Origin of the sequence: Psychrobacter sp. JCM 18900, assembly GCF_904846625.1 — a bacterium.
In the GTDB taxonomy this organism is placed as follows: Bacteria; Pseudomonadota; Gammaproteobacteria; order Pseudomonadales; family Moraxellaceae; genus Psychrobacter.
Window position 1 is genome coordinate 238,737 of sequence record NZ_CAJHBL010000002.1, and the last position, 23,200, is coordinate 261,936.

Consider the following 23,200-nt stretch of genomic DNA (forward strand, 5'->3'; position numbering starts at 1 on the left):
CACACAGAATGGTGGTGTCAGATAGTTACCACCTAATACGTTGCCTCAGTATAGGGTAATATAAATATAAATGCTATTGCATCGCGTACCATTTGCTATAGTAAGTAACCATATTTGGCCGAATAATATCTAAGTCATCAAGCAAGGAGTGCTGGTGTACTGGTTGATTGGTAGCCTCATAATTATAGTTATGATGGGCGTATTGGCAGTCGCAGATAATGTGATAATGCCAACCGACTTATCTTTGCTAGATATGATTGATCCGTCTAATCTGTCGTTGGCGCTGATTGTATTTGCTACGTTTCTGTTGGCGTCTGCTCAACTCAACATACCTTCGATAGACAGTCACAGCGCTGATAAAAAGACCTCTAACAACGCAACTCTTCATACTAAACTTCCTTTCCGTATTATTAGATATTTAGTCTTAGCTTTGCTAACGGCTGCATTAGTGATAGGCAGCGCACTGCAAGCCTTGGTTACTCATCAACAAGCAGAAAGCGCTGAAATAACTGCACCGATACGAGTACAAGCACTCGTTCGTATCGAAGGGTTGAGCGACAGTGTTTATGATGCCACTACAGATAGCGGGTATCGCCAAGTAGCGGTGATAACGAATATCGCTCCGTTAGTCGCTGAGCTAACGCCCCAAGAGTTAGCAACTAAAACATCCGACTATTTAGAGGTTAATAAAAATAGCCTAAGCACTAATCACGATGTTAATCCCAATGAAGTTAATATCAAAGTCAGCGAGCACCGAGTCCTACTTAACGCCTATCCAAGAAAGTCTGCGAATAAGAGCCAGTTTGCATTCTTAAACGATTTGCAGCCCGGTGATGAGATATTCATGAGCCTAGCACTAGCGCCATTGGCTACTTCTGAACAAGCAGTCAATAACCCTACTGGTTTTGACAGTTATCGCTGGTTGCGAGGTCGGCATATTGATGGCGTTGCGAATATTTTGGCCATTAGTCCTACATTGGTAAACAGTAACGAAATTAGCAATGAAATCATCGATGAAAAATATTCGAAGCAGTCGCTAGATTCTGACTCATATCTTCAGCGCTTTCGTACTCGTATTGATCAAGGGCGTTGGCGATTACGACAGCATTTCTATCAAGACTGGTCAGCGCAAACGATAGCAGAGCAACAAGCAAAAGCCGTCACATTAAGTTTGCTTACGGGTGATCGTAGCTTGATTAATCGTGATACTAAGGATTTATATCAACTGGCGGGTATCTCACATCTGCTCGCTATTTCAGGCACGCATGTACTGTTTTTAGCTATTGTGTTAGCAGGTATAGTTGTACTGCTGTTTGATCGTAATTATTCGGCGATTTACCGTCGTATTCCGCGCTGGCAAGTGCGCTGGTGGGTAATGATTGGCGCCGCTTTTATTTATGCGCTATTTACTGGTTTTGACGTGCCTGCTGCCCGTACGGCTTGGATGTTATTAGCGATTGGATTTGTCAGATTAACATTGCTCCCTATTAGTACAATGCGCGTGCTATTGGCGCTAGCTGTGTTGATGGTTTGGCGTGAACCTTACGTATTGTGGCAGGCAGGTTACTGGCTATCTTTTATTGCAGTGGCATTATTACTCAAGTATGACGATAAGTCGTATCAGCATCAGACTACTGCTGCAACGACTGTACATGATAGTAAGCCACGTACTCATATCAATAACGCGCTATCTGACCGTGTTTGGCAAACGTTCAAGCGAGTGTTTAAGCTACAGTTTTGGCTGTTTCTTACTTTATTACCCGTTACGTTGCTTTTATTCGGTAAGGCGTCGTTATGGGGTCTTTTTATCAATTTATTTGCTATCGGGCTATTTGGTTGGGTGATTGTACCACTCAATTTATTAGCAGGGTTGTGTTACCTTTTAATGCCGAGTATTGCTGATATTCTTTGGATGGTTATTAGTACGATTGTCGGTCATCTACACGATTTGATGAGTTGGCTGACGTCATTGCTAGCGTTGTCGGATGCGTGGCTCTATACACCAGTTAATATCGCGATACTATCGATGGCTTTGCTAAGTGCATTGCCTTGGCTACTGCCACAAGGTTTGCTTAGTCGTTGGTTAACGTTGCCACCATTAACGTTGCTGATGATGACGGTGTATGCCAATCAGCAGTCATTTGTCACGATGCCGACCCTATATATTTTGCCAACGGGTGATTCGTATATAACGGCGGCATTGCTACAATATCCTACCGTCAACGAAGAAAATACCAATTGGTTGTTCTTAGCTGATCATAGACCAGCCTCTACACGAACGATGCCAAGCAGCCTGACAGCAGACAAATTATCTGAAAATTTAAAGCAGCAACTGGGCAGTTTATCTGTCAACAATTTAGAGAGTATTGTCGTACAGAGTAGCAGTGTCGGCCTGACTGATACGTTAATTCCTGACGATAAGAATATTGCTAGTACCAAAAATTCTGAATTACTACCAATGACCGTTGCGCAATTAAACGAGCAGTTATCTATTAGCCAATATTGGCAAGCAGGGCGCTCCGATCGTTGGTCTGCATTTCAGCAAGCTTACAAAACAGTTAAGCAGTCTGAATATACGCCCACTATCAGTGCCCAACGTTGTGAGCAAGGCAAAATATGGCAGTCGGCCAACGATGAGTTGTCAGTACAAGCCATCACTGGTTGGAATGAAATAGGTGATACCAGCGTTTGGGATTGTACAATTGCTCTTGATACTAATCTGCCTATACGCGTTCTTAGATACAATGCAGCAGATCCACTCAATTCGTTACCTGCCAATTCACCTGTTAACCCTCAAGCACAAATAGCATCTAACCAGTTAACTGGCAAACAGTCAGCGTCTTCCCAGTCGCGTTTGATTCTAGATACTGCTACTCATCAACGCGTTTGGCAACTGTGGTCATTACTATGTTCAGTTGAATCGAATAATGAGAATATGCTATTCAAAAATACACGTTGGCTTGGTCATAGTGCCTCGCAAATTACAGGCGATATCACAAGTCGTCAGAGAATCGATGAAGTTATAACCTATGATAATAAGCCGTTAGAAGCTGCATTATCGCTAAATAACATTAATAGCACTCCCAATGCCGAAACTACTCACCCTCAAAAATAAGGCTTATATTATCAGCGTTACAATATAGTGATATTTCACAGTTATACTATTGAACCATTATCGAAATACCACCATACTTAGCAGCCTATTAATACAGGTCACTGACTATTAACATAGGTCACAGGTATGGTGAGACAGTATAAGGTATACACTACCGCTTTAACTGTATTTCTCAACAACCTCATTTTATTGTTTTAGATTGTTTCTAACTTAGGAAGTTATATGCCCAACTGGCCACCAGACCCTAACAAACGTCCTGATAACTCGGCAAATCAGCCAACGCAACTGCAGCAACCAAGCCCGCCAAGTGGACAAGAATGGAAGGTGCTGGAAAACACGTTATTAGCGAGTGTGGTTGAGCAGCGCCGCGCTCGTCGCTGGAGTATCTTTTTTAAACTACTGACCTTTGGTTATATCCTATTGATATTTTTGACCCTTGGTCGTGGTTGCAGCAGTGCACCAACAGGTATGGACGCAGTCGATACTAGCGATCCGCATTTGGCAGTGGTTGAGCTACAAGGCGTCATCAGTAATGATGATGTAGCGAATGCGTATGATGTCAATGAAGCATTGAGAGATGCCTTTGCAAACAGTAACTCAAAAGCAGTGGCCTTAGATATCAATTCACCTGGCGGTTCACCGGTACAGTCTGACGAGATTTGGCAGACCATGATGGACTTACGCCAAGAATACCCAGACAAAAAGCTTTATGCGGTGATTGGTGATATCGGTGCGTCAGGTGCTTATTATATTGCGTCTGCCGCCGATGAGATTTATGTCAATCCATCAAGTTTGGTCGGCTCTATCGGTGTCATCATGCCAAGCTACAACGTTAAAGGTTTGATGGACAAAGTTGGCGTAGAAGATCGTACGATTACGGCTGGTGAGTATAAAGATATCTTAAGTTTATCTCGTCCGTTGACTGATTATGAAGAAAATCATGTCGAAAAAGTACTAGCAAACACGCATAAGCATTTCATCAACGCTGTCAAAGAAGGTCGCGGTGACCGTCTGAAAAATCCTGAGCAAAACAAACTGTTCTCAGGGCTATTCTGGACAGGTGAGCAGTCTATTGAGCTAGGCTTAGCAGACAAAACAGGTAGTATCACAAGTCTAAGTAAGCAACTTGACCTTGATACAATCATTAGCTATAGCCCAACCGATCCGTTCCAAATGTTTATGGATCGTTTTGCAGTGAAGTTAGGTGCAGGTATTGGCTCTAGCGTTAGTCTTGATGTATTGCCACAAGAAAGCAACACTGGGCAGATGCGTTAAGCGTTTTATGTTTTAGATATAATGTGTATGATTGTTAAGGCTGAGCATATGATTGTGCTCAGCCTTAATTGTATGTAATACCAAATAAAAAACCTTGGCCCAAGTGATAGCCTGATTAAATTAGCTATACAACTATAACCATCAAACACAGTCGTCAAATTTGTCATATAAACATGGTTAGTTTTGAAGGGATTAGTTTTGATGCTGTTGGTTTTGAAAATAGTACAAGGTTCAATCATTAGAATAATATATAACATAAACGATCCCACGAGAGTCTGTCATGAGTGATGAAATAAATTTGCAGTCCTTTGCTAAACTACCTGTCTCTAAAATAACCAATAAACCTGTGCTGCATTTTGCTCATGCTAATGGAATGCCAAGCGCGGTATATGAGCCATTTTTTAAAGGTTTATCAAAATTTTTTACGATTGAATATATTGCGATGTTGGGTGATACGCCTGATTATCCAGTGGACGATCATTGGCGTAGTCTGACGCAGCAAATCATTGATAGCGTAAACAGTGCCTGCGAAAAGCATGGCGTAGCGCAGGTGGTAGGAGTAGGGCATTCGCTTGGAGCCATGTGTACGTTGCAAGCCACGTATCGCCAGCCTGAACTATTTGCACAAGCAGTACTTATGGACCCGCCTTGGATTTATGGCAAAGTCAGCTTGTTATGGCATTTGGCAAAGACAGCAGACAGATTACCGCTTATGAATAATCGTCTGATGGACAAACTGTCACCAGCTGGCGTGTCTAAGCATCGCCGTGATGTGTGGGATAGCCGGGATGAAGCATATGAGAAAATGCGACATAAAGGGTTTTTTAAGAATTTTGATGAGCGTAGCTTTCAAGGATATATCGATCACGGATTACATGAGCGTGCTGATGGCAAAGTGACATTGGCTATCCCTAAAGCTAGCGAAGTCGCTGTGTTCCGTACCAATCCATCTTGGTATTGGCTGTCACCGAATCGTGGCCCCAAAGTGCCTGTAACTTTAATCATTGGTCAAGACAGCATCTTTTTGAAACGTCGCTTTCCGCAGCAGATAAAATCGCGCTTGGGCATTCCTTATGAGACTCACGAAGGGGGCCATATGTTCCCACTTGAGTATCCAGAGTCTGTCTCAAAGCTAGTGTTAGGATTGATCAAGCAGCAATTGTCCAAATAAACGCAACATACCATCAGTCATGCTTGTAATGGATATGAGCTGCCAGAGTATTTTTAAGTGATACCTTTATGCCAAAGAACCTAACTGCGCCATCTAGTAAGACTGTCTCACCTAAGTCTCTGCCGCTATTTTCGCGCGTGGCTACATTCGTGCTAACAGTAGGAATGGTGCTTGCGTTTTTTATCAGTCAGTTGGTAGGTGTTTATGTCGCTGGCAAGCTGGTATTACCTGCCGATGAACAGACATCGATAGGGCGGATATTCTATTTTGGTAGTAATGATGGAACGGTTGTGAGCCTGTCTATACTTATCGGCTGTGTATTGCTAGTGACAATTAGCATGCTTATCATTCGTTTAAAAGGTGGCAGTCTGCGTCAATATCTAGCGCTAAAGCCGTTCTCACTGTCGGTAGGTATAGGCATGCTTGGGCTACTACTGATATTTATGATTGCCAGTCAGGCACTGACGTATGTACTCGATATGGCGCCGTTGGTGTTTGTCGATCCTCTCTACCAGTCAGTAAGTTCGGTTTGGCTATTGGTCTTTGCCATGGTGGTCGTCGCACCAATTTATGAAGAGGTTATCTTTCGCGGTATATTGTGGTCAGCCATCGCAGAACAGTTCATAGCACCATCATATTCAGCGAATCATGGGGCGATTGTCGCCAGCATTGTGACAAGTTTGATATTCGCTGTGATCCATGTGCAGTATGGTATCTACGAGATTAGTACCATCGTAGTGTTGGCATTGATATTTTGCTATGCACGGATTAAATCAGGCTCGCTATTACTGCCAATCGTACTGCACATTGTCAATAATGGCGCGGCGATGTGGCAGTATATTGCGCAAGCGACGTAGATAAAATGCTGTCCACAACAACGGCTGGCATGTAAATTCTATCGAGACAGTCAGATATGAAAATTTAGCTACGCGTTAGGATTATGCATCAGGATTTAATAGTAGCACTTCATCGGCCGCTCGCTTAATATCATCAATCGTCAGCTGAGGTTTGCCGCTCAATGCTTGGCGCCATTTACGCGCGCCCATCAAACCTTGGAAGAGTCCCAAATAATGCCTTGTCATCGTTGGTAGCGCTTCGCCTTTTGCGAGTTGTTCTTCTAGGTAAGGATATAGCTGCTCTAAAATCTCTGAGCGCTTAGGTATTGTCTCAGGAGTTGCCTCGTTCCATAAGCTATTGGCCTCTGCTAATAGATAAGGATTGTGATAAAACGCCCGGCCAATCATCACGCCATCGATATGCTGTAGATGCATTTTTATATCTTCAATTGTATCGATACCGCCATTGATTTCGATATCCAGCTCAGGAAAGTCCTGCTTTAGACGATACACATCATCGTAACGCAGCGGTGGTATTTCGCGGTTTTGCTTAGGGCTGAGCCCCTGCAACCATGCTGTACGCGCATGTACGATAAAGCGGGTACACCCTGCCGCTGCGACTGTCTGTACAAAGTCCACCATAAACTCATAACTATCAAAGTCATCGATGCCAATACGATGTTTGACCGTCACTGGAATATCGACTGCGGCTTGCATATGCTTGACCAAATCAGCGACAGTCTGAGGTTCTGCCATCAGACAGGCACCTATCTTGTTGTGCTGTACGCGATCTGAGGGGCAGCCAACGTTGATATTGACCTCGTCATAGCCATACTGCTGAGCAAACTCTGCGCATTGTGTCATCTCATTGATATCTGCACCGCCGAGCTGCAATACAAGAGGATGCTCAAGTGTATCGAAGCGCAAGTGGCGTGCTCGATTGCCATGAATCAATGCACCAGTACTGATCATCTCAGTATATAGATAGGTATGCGGATTAAACAGTCGTGCAAAATAACGATAGTCTGTCGTAGTCCAGTCGATCATTGGCGCAACTGAGAGGCGTTTGTTGGTCATATCAACCATGGTTATCAAGCCTTAATATTTATGTCTTAAATAAATGGAGAAGGTGCAATGGATGAGACAACCCATTGCACCTTATTTTCAATCGTTTCCAGAGCTTCAAGCGTTATGCAAAGCGGCGATTGACTATCTTACTTATACAATAACGTGGTCAATCTTTTTCAACTCGGGCAAATTATAAAAATAAAGCCCCATGATAATACCGATAAAGCCAATAAAGGCAATGTACAGTGCTGGTGAAAAACTGACTAGAGTCGTGGCGTATCCAAGACCAAAAGGTATTAGCACACCAGTAATGCCCTGTGTGACATTGTTGCAAAAAGCAACGCCAGTTAGACGTACATTGGTCGGAAACAGCTCTACAAGGATAGCAGGGACCATACCAATCACGCCAGCACAGAAGCCCAAAATCGCATACATGATCAGTATATAATCACCGCCCGCCTGCAAATGGTAAAAGAACGCCAGCATTTGGGCAATCAGTAAAATCGAACCGATTACCAACACTTTACCAAAATTCTCATGATTAGAAATCATCCCATAGAATATACAGCCAAAAATGATAAATATGATGCCTAGACTATGGGAAAATCCGAATAAATCACTGTCCAACGAAAAGTTTATCTCTATCAAGTCTGGTAAGAGCAAAACGATAACAGTAGAAATACTAGAGATTACTAACGTCAGCACCATACCGATAAAAATAGAATGTTTGCAATGTTTAAAAAGTAACGTCAGCGGCTTGCCTGCATTTTTACCTGTCTTCGGTTTTACGAGTGCCAAGAAGAAAGGCGTCTCTCCAACCATGCGCCACACCAATAACGGCAAAGCACTTAGTACAGCGGCCACTAAAAATGGCAAGCGCCATCCGTACTCGGTTAACTCGGCTGTAGTCATAAAGCTAGAGAGCCACATGAAAAATGCATTTGAGAATAAAACGCCCACAAAGAAGCTGGCAGTCACGTAGCTACAAGCTACTGATAAATACTGCCTAGGCACATGCTCTGCCACAAATACCCAAGATAAGGGAACATAAAGTCCGTATGCCATACCCTGTATGATTCTTAACAAAATGAATAAAGCAGGCGCAAAGATGCCCCATTGTGCATAAGTGGGCAAAAATGCCATTGCTAGGAGACTACATGCGGTGACTACGATACTTAGCAATAAAACGGGTTTTCTACCTTTTATATCACCATAACGACCGATGAGAACACCTCCGATTGGACGTGCTAAATAACCGATAACAAAAAGCCCCATTCCTTGCAGCTTAGCAACTCTAGGGTCAGCATTAGCAGGAAAAATCGCCGCTGAAACAATATCTGAGATATACAAATAAATCAAAAAATCAAAAAATATCACAGCGCTGATGAAGCTAATGAACATCACTATGTTTTTGTCTTTAGTAGACATTAGGGCGTATTGAGAACGAGACGGCATAATAGATCACATATCCACAGAGTAAAGTGGTCATTAAGACGATCATCGTTTGGATAACCGGCCATGGTAAAAACGGCAAATCAAGATATATAAAAGATGATTTGCCGAAACAATAAGTTGGGTGTTTAAAATAAAAGCACTTTGAATAGTACTTTGTTTACTTAATACAACTGAGTCGCAAAACTAAATTTTCTATAATTGTCGAAATTAATAAGTTATGTATTTACAATAGCCAGTCAATGGGTAACCAAGACATAATGGTTAGCCAAACATGGTCACCCATGTCCACTCGTGGCTCGGAGTCATAGACTACTTTTTCGCCTTTCTCCATGGTATGCCATTGCAGGTTGCCATTTTCTAGCAGCTTGACCTCATACGCTTGATTTAATAGATCGTCGCTCAAAGCACCATGCAGCTGCCTTGCTAGCTCATCATCATTAATAATCACGCCCATTTCGGTATTGATATTGGCAGAGCGTGGGTCAACGTTGTATGAACCAATAAAGACTTGATAATCATCTACTGCAAACGTTTTTGCGTGCAAACTGGTCGATGATTGGCTACGTGCTCGCCACAGTTTATTGTCACGCTTTTCTTCAGCAGCGGTCGATTTAAGTTCATATATTTTGACGCCTGAACGAAGCAGTCGAGGTCGCCACTGGCTATAACCAGAATGCACGGCAGTCACATCGGTCGCATCAAATGAGTTGGTTAATATTTTGATATCGACACCAGCTTCAGCCAGTTTAACCAACGTATCGACGCCATCTTTGGTCGGTACAAAATAAGAAGAAATAATCGTCAATTTCTTGGTTGGACTACCAAGCAAGTTACGCAGCTGATGAACCAAGTTGGTATCGGCAGGAACCGTTTTGCTTAGTTTGCCAACATCATCACTTAAGAACTGCATGTCGGTCCAACGGAAAGGCACACGTTTATTGATCAAGTCACTATCGATCGTAGAGTCTTTGATCGCAGCTTTATAAACCGTCAAGCTGCTGCCTTCGTTGTTTTCTTCATCCAGGCCGAGCTTATCTAAAGCTTTTAAAAAATCAGGCGTAACGTCATCATCAAATTTCGCTAAGGTCTCGATATCAAATGATAAAGGCGATGACCAATAGTCATAAAAACTGTTATCAATATCTGCGACGACTTTACCGATAAGTAAGACATCTAAATCTGCAAACTGGCTGCTTTGGTCATTGCTAAGATATTCGTTGCCGATATTACGCCCACCGATGATTGTAATTTGCTTATCAAAGGTCATGCTCTTGTTGTGCATACGACGATTGATACGTGGCAAACCAGTCACATAGTTCAACGTCGGAAACTTACGATGCATCAAAGGATTGATAATACGCACCGCGATATTGGGATGACTGGCAAAACGTAATAAATGCTGGTCGAACTTGGCACTATTATTAAAATCATCTAACAATAAGCGCACGATTACGCCGCGCTCAGCCGCGTCCCATAAGTCTTTTAACAGAAGCTGGCCAGCCTGATCGTTATGCCAAATATAGTACTGCGCATCAATATTACGCGTGGCCATATCCGTCAGGATGCTACGTGCCGCAAAAGCATTTGCTCCTGTCACGATTGGGTGATAGCCAGACAAGTCAGGATGAATATCGTTCTGCGCACTAATAGCAGAGACCAAATCCGTACTGCTGGTCTTAATCGGCTCACCTTGCGTCGTTTGCTTATCTGAATATAGCGCCTCTATACGCGCTGATAGTGCTTGGCTTTCCGGTAAATGTGGCTGCTTGGGCAAACTCTGGCAAGCACTAAGACCTAAAGTCAGTCCTAGGGTTAGACTCAACGATAAGCTGCTTGGTTCTATACTGAACATCGACATAACGAATTTACCTTAATGAGCCTAAATGTACTGATAAATAATGATTCTGAGTGCTTAAATCACTCTTGTTAGATGAATTACCAAACTGTTGTTGTATTACGCGTGGCAAAATCTAAATCGTCGCTAAGCTTAGCAGCTGTTGCGATATCTGCCTATTATAAATACGTTATTTTTGTTAGATTTAGCGCACGAAATCATTGTTTTTTAAGTAGTGTTTAATTGTATATGTGGCAGATTTTAAGCATTAAAATTGATACATCTTTGGTATTCGAAAATAATATTTAGTGGCCATTTGAAACCAGCTGTGCGGAATAAGTCGACATGATATGATAACGCTGATAGATTCGGTCGATAATCAGAAGAATAAGCAGTCATTTTATTTCAATTAAAAGACCAACCAATAAAGTATTAACCAATAAAATACCAACCAAAGTAACGGAACGTTTATGAGTCAGTCGCAAAACCATGATGAGAGCAGTTTGAACAAGTTAGATCCAAACTGGCGCAACGATGCCTTAGATTTAGGTCTTGATTATGGCATGCAGACCATCGCAGTGCGGGCAGGTCAACATCGTACGGACGAAGGCGAGCATTCAGAGCCTATTTTTACCACCAGCTCTTACGTTTATCGCTCAGCCGCTGATGCCGCTGCTCATTTTGACGGTACAAAAACAGGCAATGTCTACTCTCGCCATACCAATCCAAGTGTACGTACTTTTGAGCGTCGTTTAGCTGCATTAGAAAACGGTGAACGCGCGGTTGCGACGGCCTCTGGTATGGGCGCTATTTTGACCATGTGCTTGGCATATCTAAAAGCGGGCGACCATTTGCTAGCGGCCAACCAGTTATTTGGCTCATCTATCGGTCTATTTAATAATTATATGGCCAAGTTTGGTGTTGAAGTCGGCTACGTTGATTGCTTCGACAATGAGGCATGGGCCAATGCTATTCAACCAAATACCAAGGTGATTTATTGCGAAAGCCCAAGTAATCCATTGGCGCAGATTTGTGATATCGGTTATCTGAGTCAGCTATGTAAAGCCAACGACATATTACTCGTCGTTGACAACTGCTTTGCGACACCAGCATTGCAGCGCCCATTAGATTTGGGTGCGGATGTGGTCATTCACTCTGCGACCAAATATTTGGATGGTCAGGGTCGAGTATTAGGCGGTGCGTTGGTCGGTAGTGATGAGCTGATGCAAGAAGCATTTACCGTGGTGCGCTCGGGCGGTATCAGCATGAGTCCATTTAATGCTTGGGTATTTACTAAGGGACTTGAGACGCTCAAATTGCGTATGCAAGCGCATTGCCAAAATGCCAATCAAGTGGCAGAATTTTTGGTCAATCATCCTAATGTCAGTACCGTGCATTTCTCAGGCTTGAGTGACCATTCTGCGCACGAACTTGCCACACGTCAGCATCATATGAAAAATGGTTACGGTGCTATCATGGGCTTCGAAGTCAAGGCATCTGATAGCCGTGATACCAAAGAAGCGGCGTGGCATGTGATTGATTCAACACAAATGGTCTCTATCACCAATAACTTGGGCGATGCCAAAACCACGATTACTCATCCTGCAACCACCACGCATTTCCGTCTAACTGCTGAAGCTCGTGCCGAAGCTGGTGTCAAAGACGGTCTGATTCGTCTATCGGTAGGTCTGGAAGATGTGGAAGATATTATCAAAGACTTGGCACGTGGTTTAGACAGTTTGTAAAGATAACGGTATAATCTGCACTAACGCATTGCATTAACTTTACGTTATTAATTATTCATTACTATACGCACTAGCATAAAATACAAACCATAAATAACAAAAGAGGCAACTATGAACATTCAAGCATTGATGCAACAAGCACAAACGATGCAAAAGAAAGTAGAAGCAAACGTTGAAAACGCTAAGAAAGAACTTGCTAATAAAGAAGTACAAGCAGAAGCGGGCAGTGGCTTAGTTAAAGTCACGATGACTGGTCGTCATGTGGTTAAGCGTTTGACTATTGATCCAAGTCTGTTAGAAGATGAGCCAGATATGATTGAAGATCTTATCGCTGCTGCTATCAATGATGCGGTTCGTCAAGCAGATGCACTATATGAAGAAACCATGGCTGGCGCGACTTCAGGTATGGGTCTGCCACCAGGTATGCAAGGCATGTTTTAAGCATTAAATACTTCATACTAAAGACAAAAATGGGGTTGTTATCGACACGATACGACCCCATTTTTATAGCTACGATTTATAAATTCAGTTAGATAAAGTCAACTAAAGGAAGCTACTTTGCTTACAGCCAAATTTGATCAGCTGGTCAAACAGCTGCGTATATTGCCAGGCGTCGGTCAAAAAAGTGCCCAACGAATGGCGTTACATCTGCTCAGTAAAAAACGCCCACAAGGCATGGCGCTCGCCCAAGCACTAGATGAAGCCATGCGTGATATTGTTGAATGTCAACGTTGTCATAGCTTTAGTGATGAGGCTGTATGTCCGCTATGCCAAGACGTTAGACGTGATGACAGTCTGCTATGCGTGGTCGAGACAGCAGCAGATGTGATGGCGATTGAGCAGACAGCTGGCTATCGTGGACGTTATTTTGTGTTGGGCGGGCATCTATCGCCAATTGATGGTGTCAGCGCCGATGACTTAAATATTGATCAGCTCGTATGGCGAGTGAAGCAAGAACCTGTCGAAGAGCTCATACTGGCAACAGGTACGACTGTCGAAGGTCAGACTACGGCGCACTTTATCAGTGAGGCTGTCAGTCGTCATGTCAATAAAGTGACGCGTTTAGCACAAGGCGTCCCGATGGGCGGCGAGCTTGAGTATCTGGATAGTATGACGCTTGGTCAAGCCATGCAAAATCGTTCTTTTTTATAATGTTTTGATTGCTTCAAAGTCTTACCCAATTCATTTCTTGGAATTGCTATAATTACTTTATTATTGTTTATCTTTTAATTTTATTAAGGCGCGGTTTAGCGTTTTATTTTCTCCTATTAATGCAGGTATCTGCCCGTGTCCAATAACGTTTCAAACGCCTCAGCTCAATTAAATGCTTCTGATATCAATGATGGCTCATCGCAAGAAGCCGCTAATACTGAGCCAATGTCAGCAGCCACTTCATCTGAGTCAGTGTCTAATACTCCAGATGCTGAGGTGCTAGATATTGATTCACTATTGGATATTGCCGATGACGTCGCTATTACTTGGGTACGTAAGCAAAGCGATTTAGATGAGGTTATCGATGCCTTAGCGACTTGTGGACGCGTGGCCTTAGATACTGAGTTTATCAAGCGTGATACTTATTATCCACGTTTGGCACTGGTGCAGCTGAATACTGGCGATCATGTTTATTTGTTGGATGCACCACAGTTGCAATTGGCTGATCTTTGGGAAGCGCTACGCAAAGTAGATGTGGCTATCTGGCACGCTTGCGGCGAAGATTTGGGCATTTTTTATCTGTTGTCTGGCTGTCCACCGTTGACCAATATATTTGATACGCAAATAGCGTTGTCTTATCTAACCGGTCAATTACAAATGGGGTATCAGCAGGCACTGGCTGATCAGCTAGATATGCATATTGATAAAGAACATAGTCAGTCTGATTGGCTCCAGCGTCCGTTGACAGATGAACAAGAGCAATATGCTATCGATGATGTGCGTTATTTGCCAGCGCTATATCTCAGTATCGAGCATGCGCTTAAGGCTCAAGGTTTATATGATTATGTTTGGGCTGACTGTCAGCTCTATGCCAGTGATTTGTATGACTCGCAGCACGTCGAAGATGAAGCGATGTATCTTACGATGGCAGATTATCGCTATAACTCGCAGCAAATGGCGATACTCAAAGGGGTGGCTACGTGGCGAGAAGAGCTGGCACGTGCAACCAATCAACCCCGTACCTTTGTGATAAAAAAACAAGCAGTACGAGAGATAGTCACTGAAAAACCAAACAGCATGCGCGAGCTAGCACATAAAACGACCATGCACCGTAGTATGCTGCGACTATATGGCGAAGAGCTGCTGAAAGTAATCAGAGATGCCAAGAGTCTACCGCCTACAGAGCATCCAGACTGTCTAGTGCCGCCATATCGCTCAAAAAATAAAGTACTCTCAAAAGCAGTGCAGCAAGCGATTGATGAGCATGCGCGCGAAATCGGTATACCTGCCAGTGTATTGATGCGTAAAAAATGGCTAGGGCAATTGTATGAAGTGGTTGCTCTTGATAAAGACGTGAGCGAACTGCCACAAGGGCTAAAAGGTTGGCGTAACGACTGGGTTGTTAGAACCTTAATTCCAGTCATCAAGAAGCATAAAACTGAACTGCAGCAGGGCATGGGTATTCGTGTTCAATAAAGCAGCGTTCAATAAGACAGCGTTCGATAAGGCGTCGTTTAATAAGGAAGCGTTCGATAAGACTGAAAACTGACACTCAAGTATTCATACAGCTCTTAGCGTTTAAATTGTCCATGCTCTAAAAAGTATCGAGTCTGCTCGGCGACCTCTGGGTTTACTAGCATGCCAGTATGTGAGACTGGCATGACAATATGATCAGCTGCAGCCTCTATTTTCGTTTCCTTTATATATACTGTCCCGTCATGTGCAAGCTGCTCATTAAGGGGTGGCTTGTCAGATTTGCGCAGTTTGCGATTGTGATATTGCAAAAATAACTGACCTAGACCATAAGGGCGGTTGCCAGCGATGACGCCTAGCGTCATATGTTTGGGCAGTGGTGCGACTGTACCGTCGAGTGCGTCGACATATGAGCGACCTACGACAACAGGAGTCAATCGCCAGATATAATCTGCACAAACACTACCTATATGCGGTGTTCCTAGAGTCACGCAACGTCCAATTTGCCATTTTGGATACTGAGCGACAAAGTCACGAATGATCAAACCACCTAAACTATGCCCGACCAAATCTATAGGATAATCTGGGTGATGGTTTGTTTTTAGCCAGCTATTTAGGCGAGCGCTATTGGTTTTGATACCATCACGCATACTACGGTAGCCATACTGATGGGTATCAAATCCTGCTGCTTGCAGGCGCTTGGCTAATGGCCGCATGATCCATGGGGTTTGATGTAGCCCGTGGATTAGAATGACGCGAGTTTTTTGTTTAGGCGCTTTATGTTGCATAGCATTGTCCAAATGATTGCTTCAGAAATTTAAGATAAATAGCTTATTATCAATATAAGCTTTTATCGCACTGAGTTCTTATTGTTTATTTTATTTATAATATTACCTGCTAATGTAATAGATAAAAAGTCAGACAAATAAAAACCTCCAAGTCAGCTGCTGACTTGGAGGTTTTTTACTACAGAGAATAACTATCGAAAATGATAATTACATATAGTTTTCGATACTTGGGCAAGAGCACATTAGGTTCTTATCACCATACGCATCATCGACACGCGCGACACTTGGCCAGAACTTGTTTGCACGAATGTACGGCAGTGGGAATGCAGCAGTCTCACGGCTGTAAGGATGCGTCCACTCTTCACTAGTAATCATAGCAGCCGTATGCGGTGCATTGACTAACGGGTTATCTTCTAGCGTCCAGTTATCTTCACCAGCTTTGGCTTTCATGGCTTCAGCTTTGATAGATTTTAGCGCACTGATAAAGCGATCCAACTCTTCTTTTGACTCAGACTCTGTTGGCTCAATCATAAGCGTGCCAGCGACTGGGAAGCTCATCGTTGGTGAATGGAAACCATAATCCATCAAGCGCTTAGCGATATCACTTTCCGTGATGCCAGTTTCTTCTTTTAGCGGACGAATATCGATGATACATTCGTGAGCTACGCGGCCGTTTTTGCCAGCATATAGGACAGGGTAGTGACCTTTTAATTCAGCTGCCACGTAGTTTGCGTTAAGTAATGCCAACTCCGTTGCTTTTAATAGACCATCGCGGCCCATCATAGCAATGTACATCCATGAGATAGGTAAGATGCTCGCTGAACCATAAGGTGCTGCTGATACTGCTGAGCAGTCCTTTTGTGCATTGTGTACAGGGCTCAAGGTATGGTTGGCCATAAACGTTGCCAAATGCGCTTTCATACCGATAGGGCCCATGCCTGGACCACCGCCTCCATGTGGGATACAGAAGGTTTTGTGCAGGTTCATGTGCAATACATCAGCACCAACGTCTGCAGGTTGCATCATGCCTACCTGAGCATTCATGTTCGCGCCGTCCATATAGACCTGACCGCCATGTTTGTGGGTCAAATCACAGATATGACGGATGCCTTCTTCGAACACACCATGCGTCGATGGGTAAGTGATCATTAAAGCACCTAGGCGGTCGCTGTACTCTTCACATTTGGCGGTTAAATCGTCGATATCAACGTTGCCGTTTTCATCAGTTTTGACCACGACCACTTGCATACCCATCATCATAGCGGTAGCAGGGTTGGTACCGTGCGCCGACATAGGAATTAGGCAAACATCGCGATTAGTTTCGCCCAATGACTCATGATAACGGCGAATCGCTAACAGACCAGCATATTCACCAGAGGCACCAGAGTTTGGCTGCATAGAGACATCATCAAAACCAGTGATGGCTTTTAATTGATCTTGCAAGCTATCGATCATTGCGATATAGCCAGTAACTTGGTCGCGCGGAGCAAAAGGATGCACATTGGCAAACTCAGGCCAAGTAATCGGTAGCATTTCACTGGTGGCATTTAGCTTCATAGTACAGCTACCCAGTGAAATCATGCTGCGGTTCATCGCCAAATCTTTGTCTTCAAGCGACTTTAGGTAGCGTAGCATTTCATGCTCGGTGTGATGCGAGTTAAATACTGGATGAGTCAAGATGTCATCCGTACGCAGGTGTGCGCTATCAAGTGAGACGCGAGCTGTTTCAGGTAGATCGTGTGACTTGTTGACGAATAGCTGAGTCAAAGTGTTGAAGTCTTGCTGATCGCTGGTTTCACTAAAGGCAACGCTCAATTTGGTGTCGCTTAAACGCCATAAGTTGTAGCCAACGTTGTCTGCATTTTTAAAGATTTGAGTAGCCAATTTCTCTGAACCACAATCAACCACGACTGTGTCGAAGAATTGATCATGTACCACGCTCAAGCTGCTGTCGTTAGATTCTGTGATAGCATCAGCAAACGCAGTGGCAAACGCATGAATACGAGTGGCAATACGCTTCACGCCACCTGGGCCATGATATACCGCATACATACCAGCGAGGTTGGCTAGCAATACTTGTGAGGTACAGATGTTTGAGTTGGCTTTTTCGCGGCGGATATGCTGCTCACGCGTTTGTAGAGCCATACGCAGAGCTGTATTGCCTTGTGCGTCTTTTGATACGCCAATGATACGACCAGGCGCTGAACGTTTGGCTTTATCAGAGAACGCAAAGTAAGCAGCATGCGGACCACCAAAGCCCATTGGAATACCAAAACGCTGAGTACTACCTAGCGCTACGTCTGCACCCATATCGGCTGGTGATTTTAATAACACCAAGCTCATGATGTCACTGACGACGCTGACGTAAGTTTTGTTTTCTTTTACTGCACTGATGACGTCTGTTAAGTCTTTAACGTCACCTTCAGCACCAACGTACTGGAATAGCGCACCGAAATAGTCGCCAGATTTAGCGGTTTCAAAATCACCAACAACCACTTCCCAACCAAAGTATTTCGCACGAGTATTAATAACATCTAGTGTTTGTGGATAGACGCGTTCATCGACGAAATACTGCATTGATTTGCTTTTGCTCACACGCTTTGACATCGCCATCGCTTCTGCCGCTGCTGTCGCTTCATCAAGCAATGATGCACCAGCTAACTCAAGACCCGTCAAATCGATACATACTTGTTGGAAGTTCAGCAGTGCTTCTAGACGACCTTGAGCGATTTCCGCTTGGTAAGGCGTATAAGCGGTATACCAACCTGGATTTTCAAGAACGTTGCGCTGAATGACCGCAGGCATACGAACTGGAGAGTAGCCTTGACCGATATAGCTTTTGTTGACAGTGATGTCGTCTGCCATCGTGCGCAGTTTGGCAAGTGCAGCGTGCTCACTCATCGCTACTGGCAAATCCAATTCTTTGTGCAAACGTACTGGCTCAGGCACAGTGTCATTGATAAAGCTTTGCATATCTTTATAACCAACAGCGCTGAGTAGGTCAGCTTGCTTGGTCTCGTTCGAACCTAAGTGGCGATAGACAAATTCAGCTTCGTTGAACAATCCTTGAAAGGTATCAAACGATGGGTTTTGAGAGATAGTCATGACAATCCTTGGTTAAGGGAATAATAAACAAAATAGCAATTAAGGGAATAGTGTGAGCGGTACGTTATACGTAATGCACAAACTGTTTTTGATCAAAGCGGAACTGAGTGTTGTAAACGCCATTGTCAGCACGTTCACCTGCGCCAATCATCATAATGATATGCTGATCGTCGCCCAGACCTAGTAATCGCTTCATAGCAGGCTCATCGAAGCCGCCCATTGCACAGCTATCAAACCCATGAGCACGTAGTGCTAGCATGAGGTTTTCGGCGGCAAGTGCGGTGTTATTGGTTGCCCAGTTTTTGGTGTCTTCAAACGTATAGTAAGGCGACTTGATTGGGCCCTTTACGCGTCTGACCACTTGCGTCGCGCCCCATTTCGCAGCCGAAACCACGTTGGCTGGGCCGCGCAAAAAGTCCATTGTGACGACTTTGTTGTAGTAGTCTTTCACTTTCTTTGGCACTGGCTGATCAGGGTATTCACGCAATACTTGCTTAGCGTGATCATGCCAAATGTCCGTACGAGCAACGATGGCAATCAAACGGGCTGATGTTTTTGCTGCGTTTTGATTCATGCAGTTTTTGACAGCGCGTTTGCGATTGTCAGCATCATCGATAACATAAAATTCCCACGGCTGTAGGTTGCTAGAGTTTGGCGCTAGCATGGCCAAACGCAGACAGTCTGCCAATACATCGTCAGGGATAGGTGTGTCAGTAAAACGACGCACGGAACGGCGTGACTCTACGATATCGCGAAATGCTTGTAGCTGTGGCGTATGGTTTGGTGTGGCAATGGGGTCTTTATTATCGGTGTTGGCATTCATATTAGGATCCATGCTGAGAATTGGGTTATCAGTTTGCGTCGTTATTGATAGCACGTATTCATTGGGATTCGAATAGGTGATCAATACGAGTCAATGAGATAACGCTTGGTAGCAATAACATCGGACGATAATGATTGTTGGAGATCTACATATAAAGCTGCTTTCAAATAACAAGCATGGTCAATGAGCCAATACTTTTAATGAGAAAGGTTGTTCAAACAGTTTAAATAGAGAGTATAGATACCAGCTGCTGCCAGTATCTATGATGTTTAGTCGGGGCTAGTACTTTGTACGAGCTAAAGTCTTACAAATGCTAATGTCTTGTGAGAGCATGCTTAGCTTACGTGCTTAGCTTATAAGTCGCTTTCGTACTCGTCAGCAGTCATCAGTGCTTCGTAGTCAGCGATGTTGTCAGGCTTCATTCTGAAGAACCAACCTTCGCCATATGGGTCAGAGTTGATGATTTCAGGATCATCTTCTAGGCCTTCATTGATAGCAACCACTTCACCTGAGATCGGTGCATAAACGTCAGAAGCCGCTTTTACTGATTCAACAACTGAGATTTCGTCATCAACAGCGATGATGTCGCCTACATCTGGTAGCTCAACGAATACCACATCACCCAATAGCTCTTGAGCATGGTCAGTGATACCAACAGTGATCGTACCGTCGTCTTCTAGGCGTAGCCACTCGTGACTCGCAATGTATTTTAGCTCTGCTGGGATGTTGCTCATGGTCTCTCTCCTAAGTGATAGAGGTTAATTAACAAAAATAATGGAGGCTAGGCGTGTCGTCATTTTTATAATCGTGTGTAAAATGACAACGCGCTCTAATGATAGAATTTATAAGACCTAAGAGTCAAACTGTTGCTTGCCGTTACGGACAAAAGGTAGCTTCAGTACGCGTACATCGACGAATTTACCTTTGCCGCGTAGATCGACTTGTACACTGTCATCTTCTGATAAGCTGGTAGGTACACGGGCAATCGCGATTGAGTTTTTTAGGCTAGGGGAGAATGTACCGCTGGTGATAATGCCAGTTTGCTCATTGTCAGTGCCTTGATTGATAGTCACCGTCATGCCTTCACGCAATACACCACGCGTGGTCAATAGCAGACCCACTTGCTTCATAGCAGTATTGTCTTCTTTTGACTGCTTACGTTTGCTGACCAATGCTTCACGGCCGACAAAGGCACGATCGTCTTTTAGTGCAAGCGTCCAGCCCATGTTGCACTCGTAAGGGCTGATGGTCTCGTCCATATCATGGCCATAAAGATTCATGCCCGCTTCCATACGCAAGGTATCACGCGCGCCAAGACCAGCAGGTTTGATGCCATTTGCTTTTAGCTGCTCAAAGAAAGCAGGCGCATCATCGGCATGCATAATGACCTCGACGCCATCTTCACCAGTATAGCCAGTACGAGCTACAAACCAATCAGTGCCTTCGATATCGGTCAAGTCAGCACCAACGAAAGGTTTTAGTGCTGCTAAGGTATCTGCCCAACTTGGTTTGGCTTGAGCCAGTTTTGCAATAGCATTTGGACCTTGGACGGCGAGCATGGCAAGTTCAGGACGCTCGGTAATCTCAATATTGAAACCTTCGGCGACTTTATTAAATTGTGCTAAGTCTTTATCACGAGTGGCTGCGTTAGAGACGATACGGTACTCAGTTTCTTCTGCATTCATCAGGTAGACGATCAAATCATCGATGACGCCGCCTTGCTCGTTGAGCATGCCAGAGTATAGCGCTTTACCAGCGGTAGTGAGTTTGTTGACATCGTTTGCGAGCAGTGTTTGTAGCCAAGCTTTGGTATCAGCGCCTTTGATGTCAGTCACAACCATATGTGAGACATCAAACATACCTGCATCTGTACGTACCGCTTCATGCTCTTCAATTTGTGAACCGTAATGAATTGGCAATTCCCAACCAGAAAAATCGACCAGTTTGCCCTCACTATCAATATGAGACTGGTAAAAAGGGGTGCGCTGAGGAGCTTGGTTACTGCTAGAGTCTTGAGAATGGGTATCAGTCATAACAAATCCTTATGTGTACATCAGTCGTACTCAGCAGAGTAAGGAGTGATGCGCAACGTAAAAGTAGCGAGAAGCAATATTGCAAGGTGCAAATATCACATCAAAGGGTGACACAGAAAGCAAAGATGAAGACGTAAGCCAAACAGACGCTATACGTCAGTTTAAGCTAAAGCCCTATCTGTCCTGTGACCTGAGATTTTCAACACGAATCATCATTTTTGGGCAGTTATATGAGCCCAATCGTTGATGATAGCGTATTTTCTCCCCTTCGGTGGGTAAGACGTCGTCCGTTCTTACCACTCTCCAGATTTGTTATGCCTTATGTTTGATAAAAAAGTAGTGCGCTGTGAGCGTCATGCTACTAAACACTATCAAACAACAGTGACATGCGTTTTTCAGTCCTTTTACCTGAGCGATTGGCAGGGTGGATGCGCCTTCGGTGGTTATCTAACAATTGCGATAGTTGTATAACCAATAGGGTTTAATACAAAAACGATGCTGATAAACTCTCTCCTGAAAAACGCTTTTATTATGAAAGGTTCAAAGCGCTTTTACAAGTCATCAAAGCCATTAAAATAAATAAATTTGGCAAAAATAATGTTTTGATAGGGCAGTCTGTTAAATAGGTTATGTTTTACAACGATATTTTTATCGCTCATATCAGCGTTTTATCTGTGTGTTTTGACAAAAATTACCATAGCAAAACGCAAAGCGACTACTGGTATTTGCCTGAAATATGCTAACCTACGCCCATAGTTTCTGATAGGTGGTTTTTATGCATTGCGATATTTATAAATTTCCCAAACACGACGACATGTATATCTACATTGCGCGTCCTGATTATCCTGATGATACTGATGAAATCAAAGACTGGCTTGGTGTGTTACCAAAAGATTTCCGTGCAGGTTTAGGTCGTAGTAAGTTCGTCATGCATTTGGACTTGTCGACTAAAGATAAGCTCGCTCGCGTCGATAAAGAAGAAGTACTGGCAAAACTGCAGTCTCAAGGTTACTTTGTGCAGTTGCCGCCGCAAGACGTGATGCGCCGCCAAGCAGAGCTGCGTGCTCGTGAATCGCAGGACAGCATCTATAATTAATAGATTTGTCAGCAAGTAATTGTGGTAGGACATATCAATGCGCTACCTTGAAAATAACGTCGATAAAAACCTACGACACACTTGCTCACATGCATTTGAGTAGAGAGTCGTGATAAACTGACACCCTACGCAATGTACATATAAGCCTACATAATGCATAAGTTCATTATGTAGTTGGCCTCATTCTGGTTCTACAGAACGCACATATACCGCTAGACACAGATTGTGTCA

17 protein-coding genes and 2 riboswitches are annotated in these 23,200 nt (G+C 43.8%); of the genes, 9 read left to right on the plus strand and 8 right to left on the minus strand.

The window, feature by feature from the left end:
* Window positions 1-154: 154 nt before the first annotated feature.
* The 4 genes from JMX96_RS03985 (at window position 155) to JMX96_RS04000 (ending at window position 6,418) form a co-directional block, all read left to right on the plus strand.
* Window positions 155-3,115, plus strand: coding sequence for a ComEC/Rec2 family competence protein (locus JMX96_RS03985; RefSeq protein WP_227676900.1), 2,961 nt, complete (start codon window positions 155-157; stop codon window positions 3,113-3,115).
* A gap of 222 nt (window positions 3,116-3,337) precedes the next feature.
* Window positions 3,338-4,390 carry a signal peptide peptidase SppA gene (gene sppA, locus JMX96_RS03990; RefSeq protein ID WP_201547820.1) on the plus strand — a complete coding sequence of 351 codons (1,053 nt, stop codon included), beginning with the start codon at window positions 3,338-3,340 and terminating at the stop codon, window positions 4,388-4,390.
* A 280-nt stretch (window positions 4,391-4,670) separates the two neighbouring features.
* Window positions 4,671-5,561, plus strand: a complete 891-nt coding sequence (locus tag JMX96_RS03995; protein WP_201567464.1) for an alpha/beta fold hydrolase — start codon at window positions 4,671-4,673, stop codon at window positions 5,559-5,561.
* Between the two features lie 68 nt (window positions 5,562-5,629).
* Window positions 5,630-6,418: a CPBP family intramembrane glutamic endopeptidase gene (locus tag JMX96_RS04000; protein WP_227676902.1), complete on the plus strand. Its 789-nt coding sequence runs from the start codon at window positions 5,630-5,632 to the stop codon at window positions 6,416-6,418.
* 81 nt (window positions 6,419-6,499) lie between these two features.
* Here JMX96_RS04000 and dusA read toward each other — a convergent pair whose 3' ends face one another.
* From dusA to JMX96_RS04015, 3 genes are all read right to left on the minus strand, one after another.
* Window positions 6,500-7,483: a tRNA dihydrouridine(20/20a) synthase DusA gene (dusA, locus tag JMX96_RS04005; protein ID WP_201567466.1), complete on the minus strand. Its 984-nt coding sequence runs from the start codon at window positions 7,481-7,483 to the stop codon at window positions 6,500-6,502.
* A gap of 132 nt (window positions 7,484-7,615) precedes the next feature.
* Window positions 7,616-8,920, minus strand: a complete 1,305-nt coding sequence (locus JMX96_RS04010; RefSeq protein WP_201567468.1) for an MFS transporter — start codon at window positions 8,918-8,920, stop codon at window positions 7,616-7,618.
* A 223-nt stretch (window positions 8,921-9,143) separates the two neighbouring features.
* Window positions 9,144-10,778, minus strand: coding sequence for a phospholipase D family protein (locus JMX96_RS04015; RefSeq protein ID WP_201567470.1), 1,635 nt, complete (start codon window positions 10,776-10,778; stop codon window positions 9,144-9,146).
* A 446-nt stretch (window positions 10,779-11,224) separates the two neighbouring features.
* Here JMX96_RS04015 and JMX96_RS04020 point away from each other — a divergent pair, with 446 nt between their 5' ends.
* The 4 genes from JMX96_RS04020 (at window position 11,225) to JMX96_RS04035 (ending at window position 15,127) form a co-directional block, all read left to right on the plus strand.
* Window positions 11,225-12,499 carry an O-succinylhomoserine sulfhydrylase gene (locus JMX96_RS04020; RefSeq protein ID WP_201567472.1) on the plus strand — a complete coding sequence of 425 codons (1,275 nt, stop codon included), beginning with the start codon at window positions 11,225-11,227 and terminating at the stop codon, window positions 12,497-12,499.
* A 111-nt stretch (window positions 12,500-12,610) separates the two neighbouring features.
* On the plus strand, window positions 12,611-12,940 hold the full coding sequence (locus JMX96_RS04025) for a YbaB/EbfC family nucleoid-associated protein (RefSeq protein ID WP_045445429.1): 330 nt from the start codon (window positions 12,611-12,613) through the stop codon (window positions 12,938-12,940).
* 117 nt (window positions 12,941-13,057) lie between these two features.
* Window positions 13,058-13,651, plus strand: a complete 594-nt coding sequence (recR, locus tag JMX96_RS04030) for a recombination mediator RecR (RefSeq protein WP_057760773.1) — start codon at window positions 13,058-13,060, stop codon at window positions 13,649-13,651.
* A 135-nt stretch (window positions 13,652-13,786) separates the two neighbouring features.
* Window positions 13,787-15,127: a ribonuclease D gene (locus JMX96_RS04035; protein ID WP_227676903.1), complete on the plus strand. Its 1,341-nt coding sequence runs from the start codon at window positions 13,787-13,789 to the stop codon at window positions 15,125-15,127.
* Window positions 15,128-15,222: 95 nt separating this feature from the next.
* On the opposite strand, the gene JMX96_RS04040 is transcribed toward JMX96_RS04035, so the two are convergent.
* The 5 genes from JMX96_RS04040 to gcvT form a co-directional block, all read right to left on the minus strand.
* Window positions 15,223-15,912: an esterase/lipase family protein gene (locus JMX96_RS04040; RefSeq protein WP_201567474.1), complete on the minus strand. Its 690-nt coding sequence runs from the start codon at window positions 15,910-15,912 to the stop codon at window positions 15,223-15,225.
* Window positions 15,913-16,119: 207 nt separating this feature from the next.
* Entirely contained in the window at window positions 16,120-19,017 is a 2,898-nt protein-coding gene (gcvP, locus tag JMX96_RS04045) for an aminomethyl-transferring glycine dehydrogenase (RefSeq protein WP_201567476.1), read from the minus strand.
* A gap of 64 nt (window positions 19,018-19,081) precedes the next feature.
* Window positions 19,082-19,840, minus strand: coding sequence for a nitroreductase family protein (locus JMX96_RS04050; protein WP_201567478.1), 759 nt, complete (start codon window positions 19,838-19,840; stop codon window positions 19,082-19,084).
* A gap of 353 nt (window positions 19,841-20,193) precedes the next feature.
* Complete coding sequence (gene gcvH, locus JMX96_RS04055; RefSeq protein ID WP_201567480.1) at window positions 20,194-20,574, minus strand: glycine cleavage system protein GcvH; 381 nt, start codon at window positions 20,572-20,574, stop codon at window positions 20,194-20,196.
* A 117-nt stretch (window positions 20,575-20,691) separates the two neighbouring features.
* Window positions 20,692-21,873, minus strand: coding sequence for a glycine cleavage system aminomethyltransferase GcvT (gene gcvT, locus JMX96_RS04060; protein WP_201567482.1), 1,182 nt, complete (start codon window positions 21,871-21,873; stop codon window positions 20,692-20,694).
* A 168-nt stretch (window positions 21,874-22,041) separates the two neighbouring features.
* Window positions 22,042-22,190: riboswitch (glycine riboswitch) on the minus strand.
* Between the two features lie 69 nt (window positions 22,191-22,259).
* Window positions 22,260-22,399: riboswitch (glycine riboswitch) on the minus strand.
* Window positions 22,400-22,648: 249 nt separating this feature from the next.
* On the opposite strand from gcvT, the gene JMX96_RS04065 reads away from it, so the two are divergent.
* A complete protein-coding gene (locus JMX96_RS04065; RefSeq protein ID WP_057760762.1) occupies window positions 22,649-22,969 on the plus strand; it encodes a YcgL domain-containing protein in 321 nt (106 codons plus the stop codon).
* The last annotated feature ends 231 nt before the right edge of the window (window positions 22,970-23,200 follow it).

Coding starts and splice junctions, on each gene's coding strand:
- sppA (WP_201547820.1), top strand. CDS start 3,338: ATGCCCAACTGGCCACCAGACCCTAACAAACGTCCTGATAACTCGGCA.
- JMX96_RS03995 (WP_201567464.1), top strand. CDS start 4,671: ATGAGTGATGAAATAAATTTGCAGTCCTTTGCTAAACTACCTGTCTCT.
- JMX96_RS04000 (WP_227676902.1), top strand. CDS start 5,630: ATGCCAAAGAACCTAACTGCGCCATCTAGTAAGACTGTCTCACCTAAG.
- dusA (WP_201567466.1), bottom strand. CDS start 7,483: ATGGTTGATATGACCAACAAACGCCTCTCAGTTGCGCCAATGATCGAC.
- JMX96_RS04010 (WP_201567468.1), bottom strand. CDS start 8,920: ATGCCGTCTCGTTCTCAATACGCCCTAATGTCTACTAAAGACAAAAAC.
- JMX96_RS04015 (WP_201567470.1), bottom strand. CDS start 10,778: ATGTCGATGTTCAGTATAGAACCAAGCAGCTTATCGTTGAGTCTAACC.
- JMX96_RS04020 (WP_201567472.1), top strand. CDS start 11,225: ATGAGTCAGTCGCAAAACCATGATGAGAGCAGTTTGAACAAGTTAGAT.
- JMX96_RS04025 (WP_045445429.1), top strand. CDS start 12,611: ATGAACATTCAAGCATTGATGCAACAAGCACAAACGATGCAAAAGAAA.
- JMX96_RS04040 (WP_201567474.1), bottom strand. CDS start 15,912: ATGCAACATAAAGCGCCTAAACAAAAAACTCGCGTCATTCTAATCCAC.
- gcvP (WP_201567476.1), bottom strand. CDS start 19,017: ATGACTATCTCTCAAAACCCATCGTTTGATACCTTTCAAGGATTGTTC.
- JMX96_RS04050 (WP_201567478.1), bottom strand. CDS start 19,840: ATGAATGCCAACACCGATAATAAAGACCCCATTGCCACACCAAACCAT.
- gcvH (WP_201567480.1), bottom strand. CDS start 20,574: ATGAGCAACATCCCAGCAGAGCTAAAATACATTGCGAGTCACGAGTGG.
- gcvT (WP_201567482.1), bottom strand. CDS start 21,873: ATGACTGATACCCATTCTCAAGACTCTAGCAGTAACCAAGCTCCTCAG.
- JMX96_RS04065 (WP_057760762.1), top strand. CDS start 22,649: ATGCATTGCGATATTTATAAATTTCCCAAACACGACGACATGTATATC.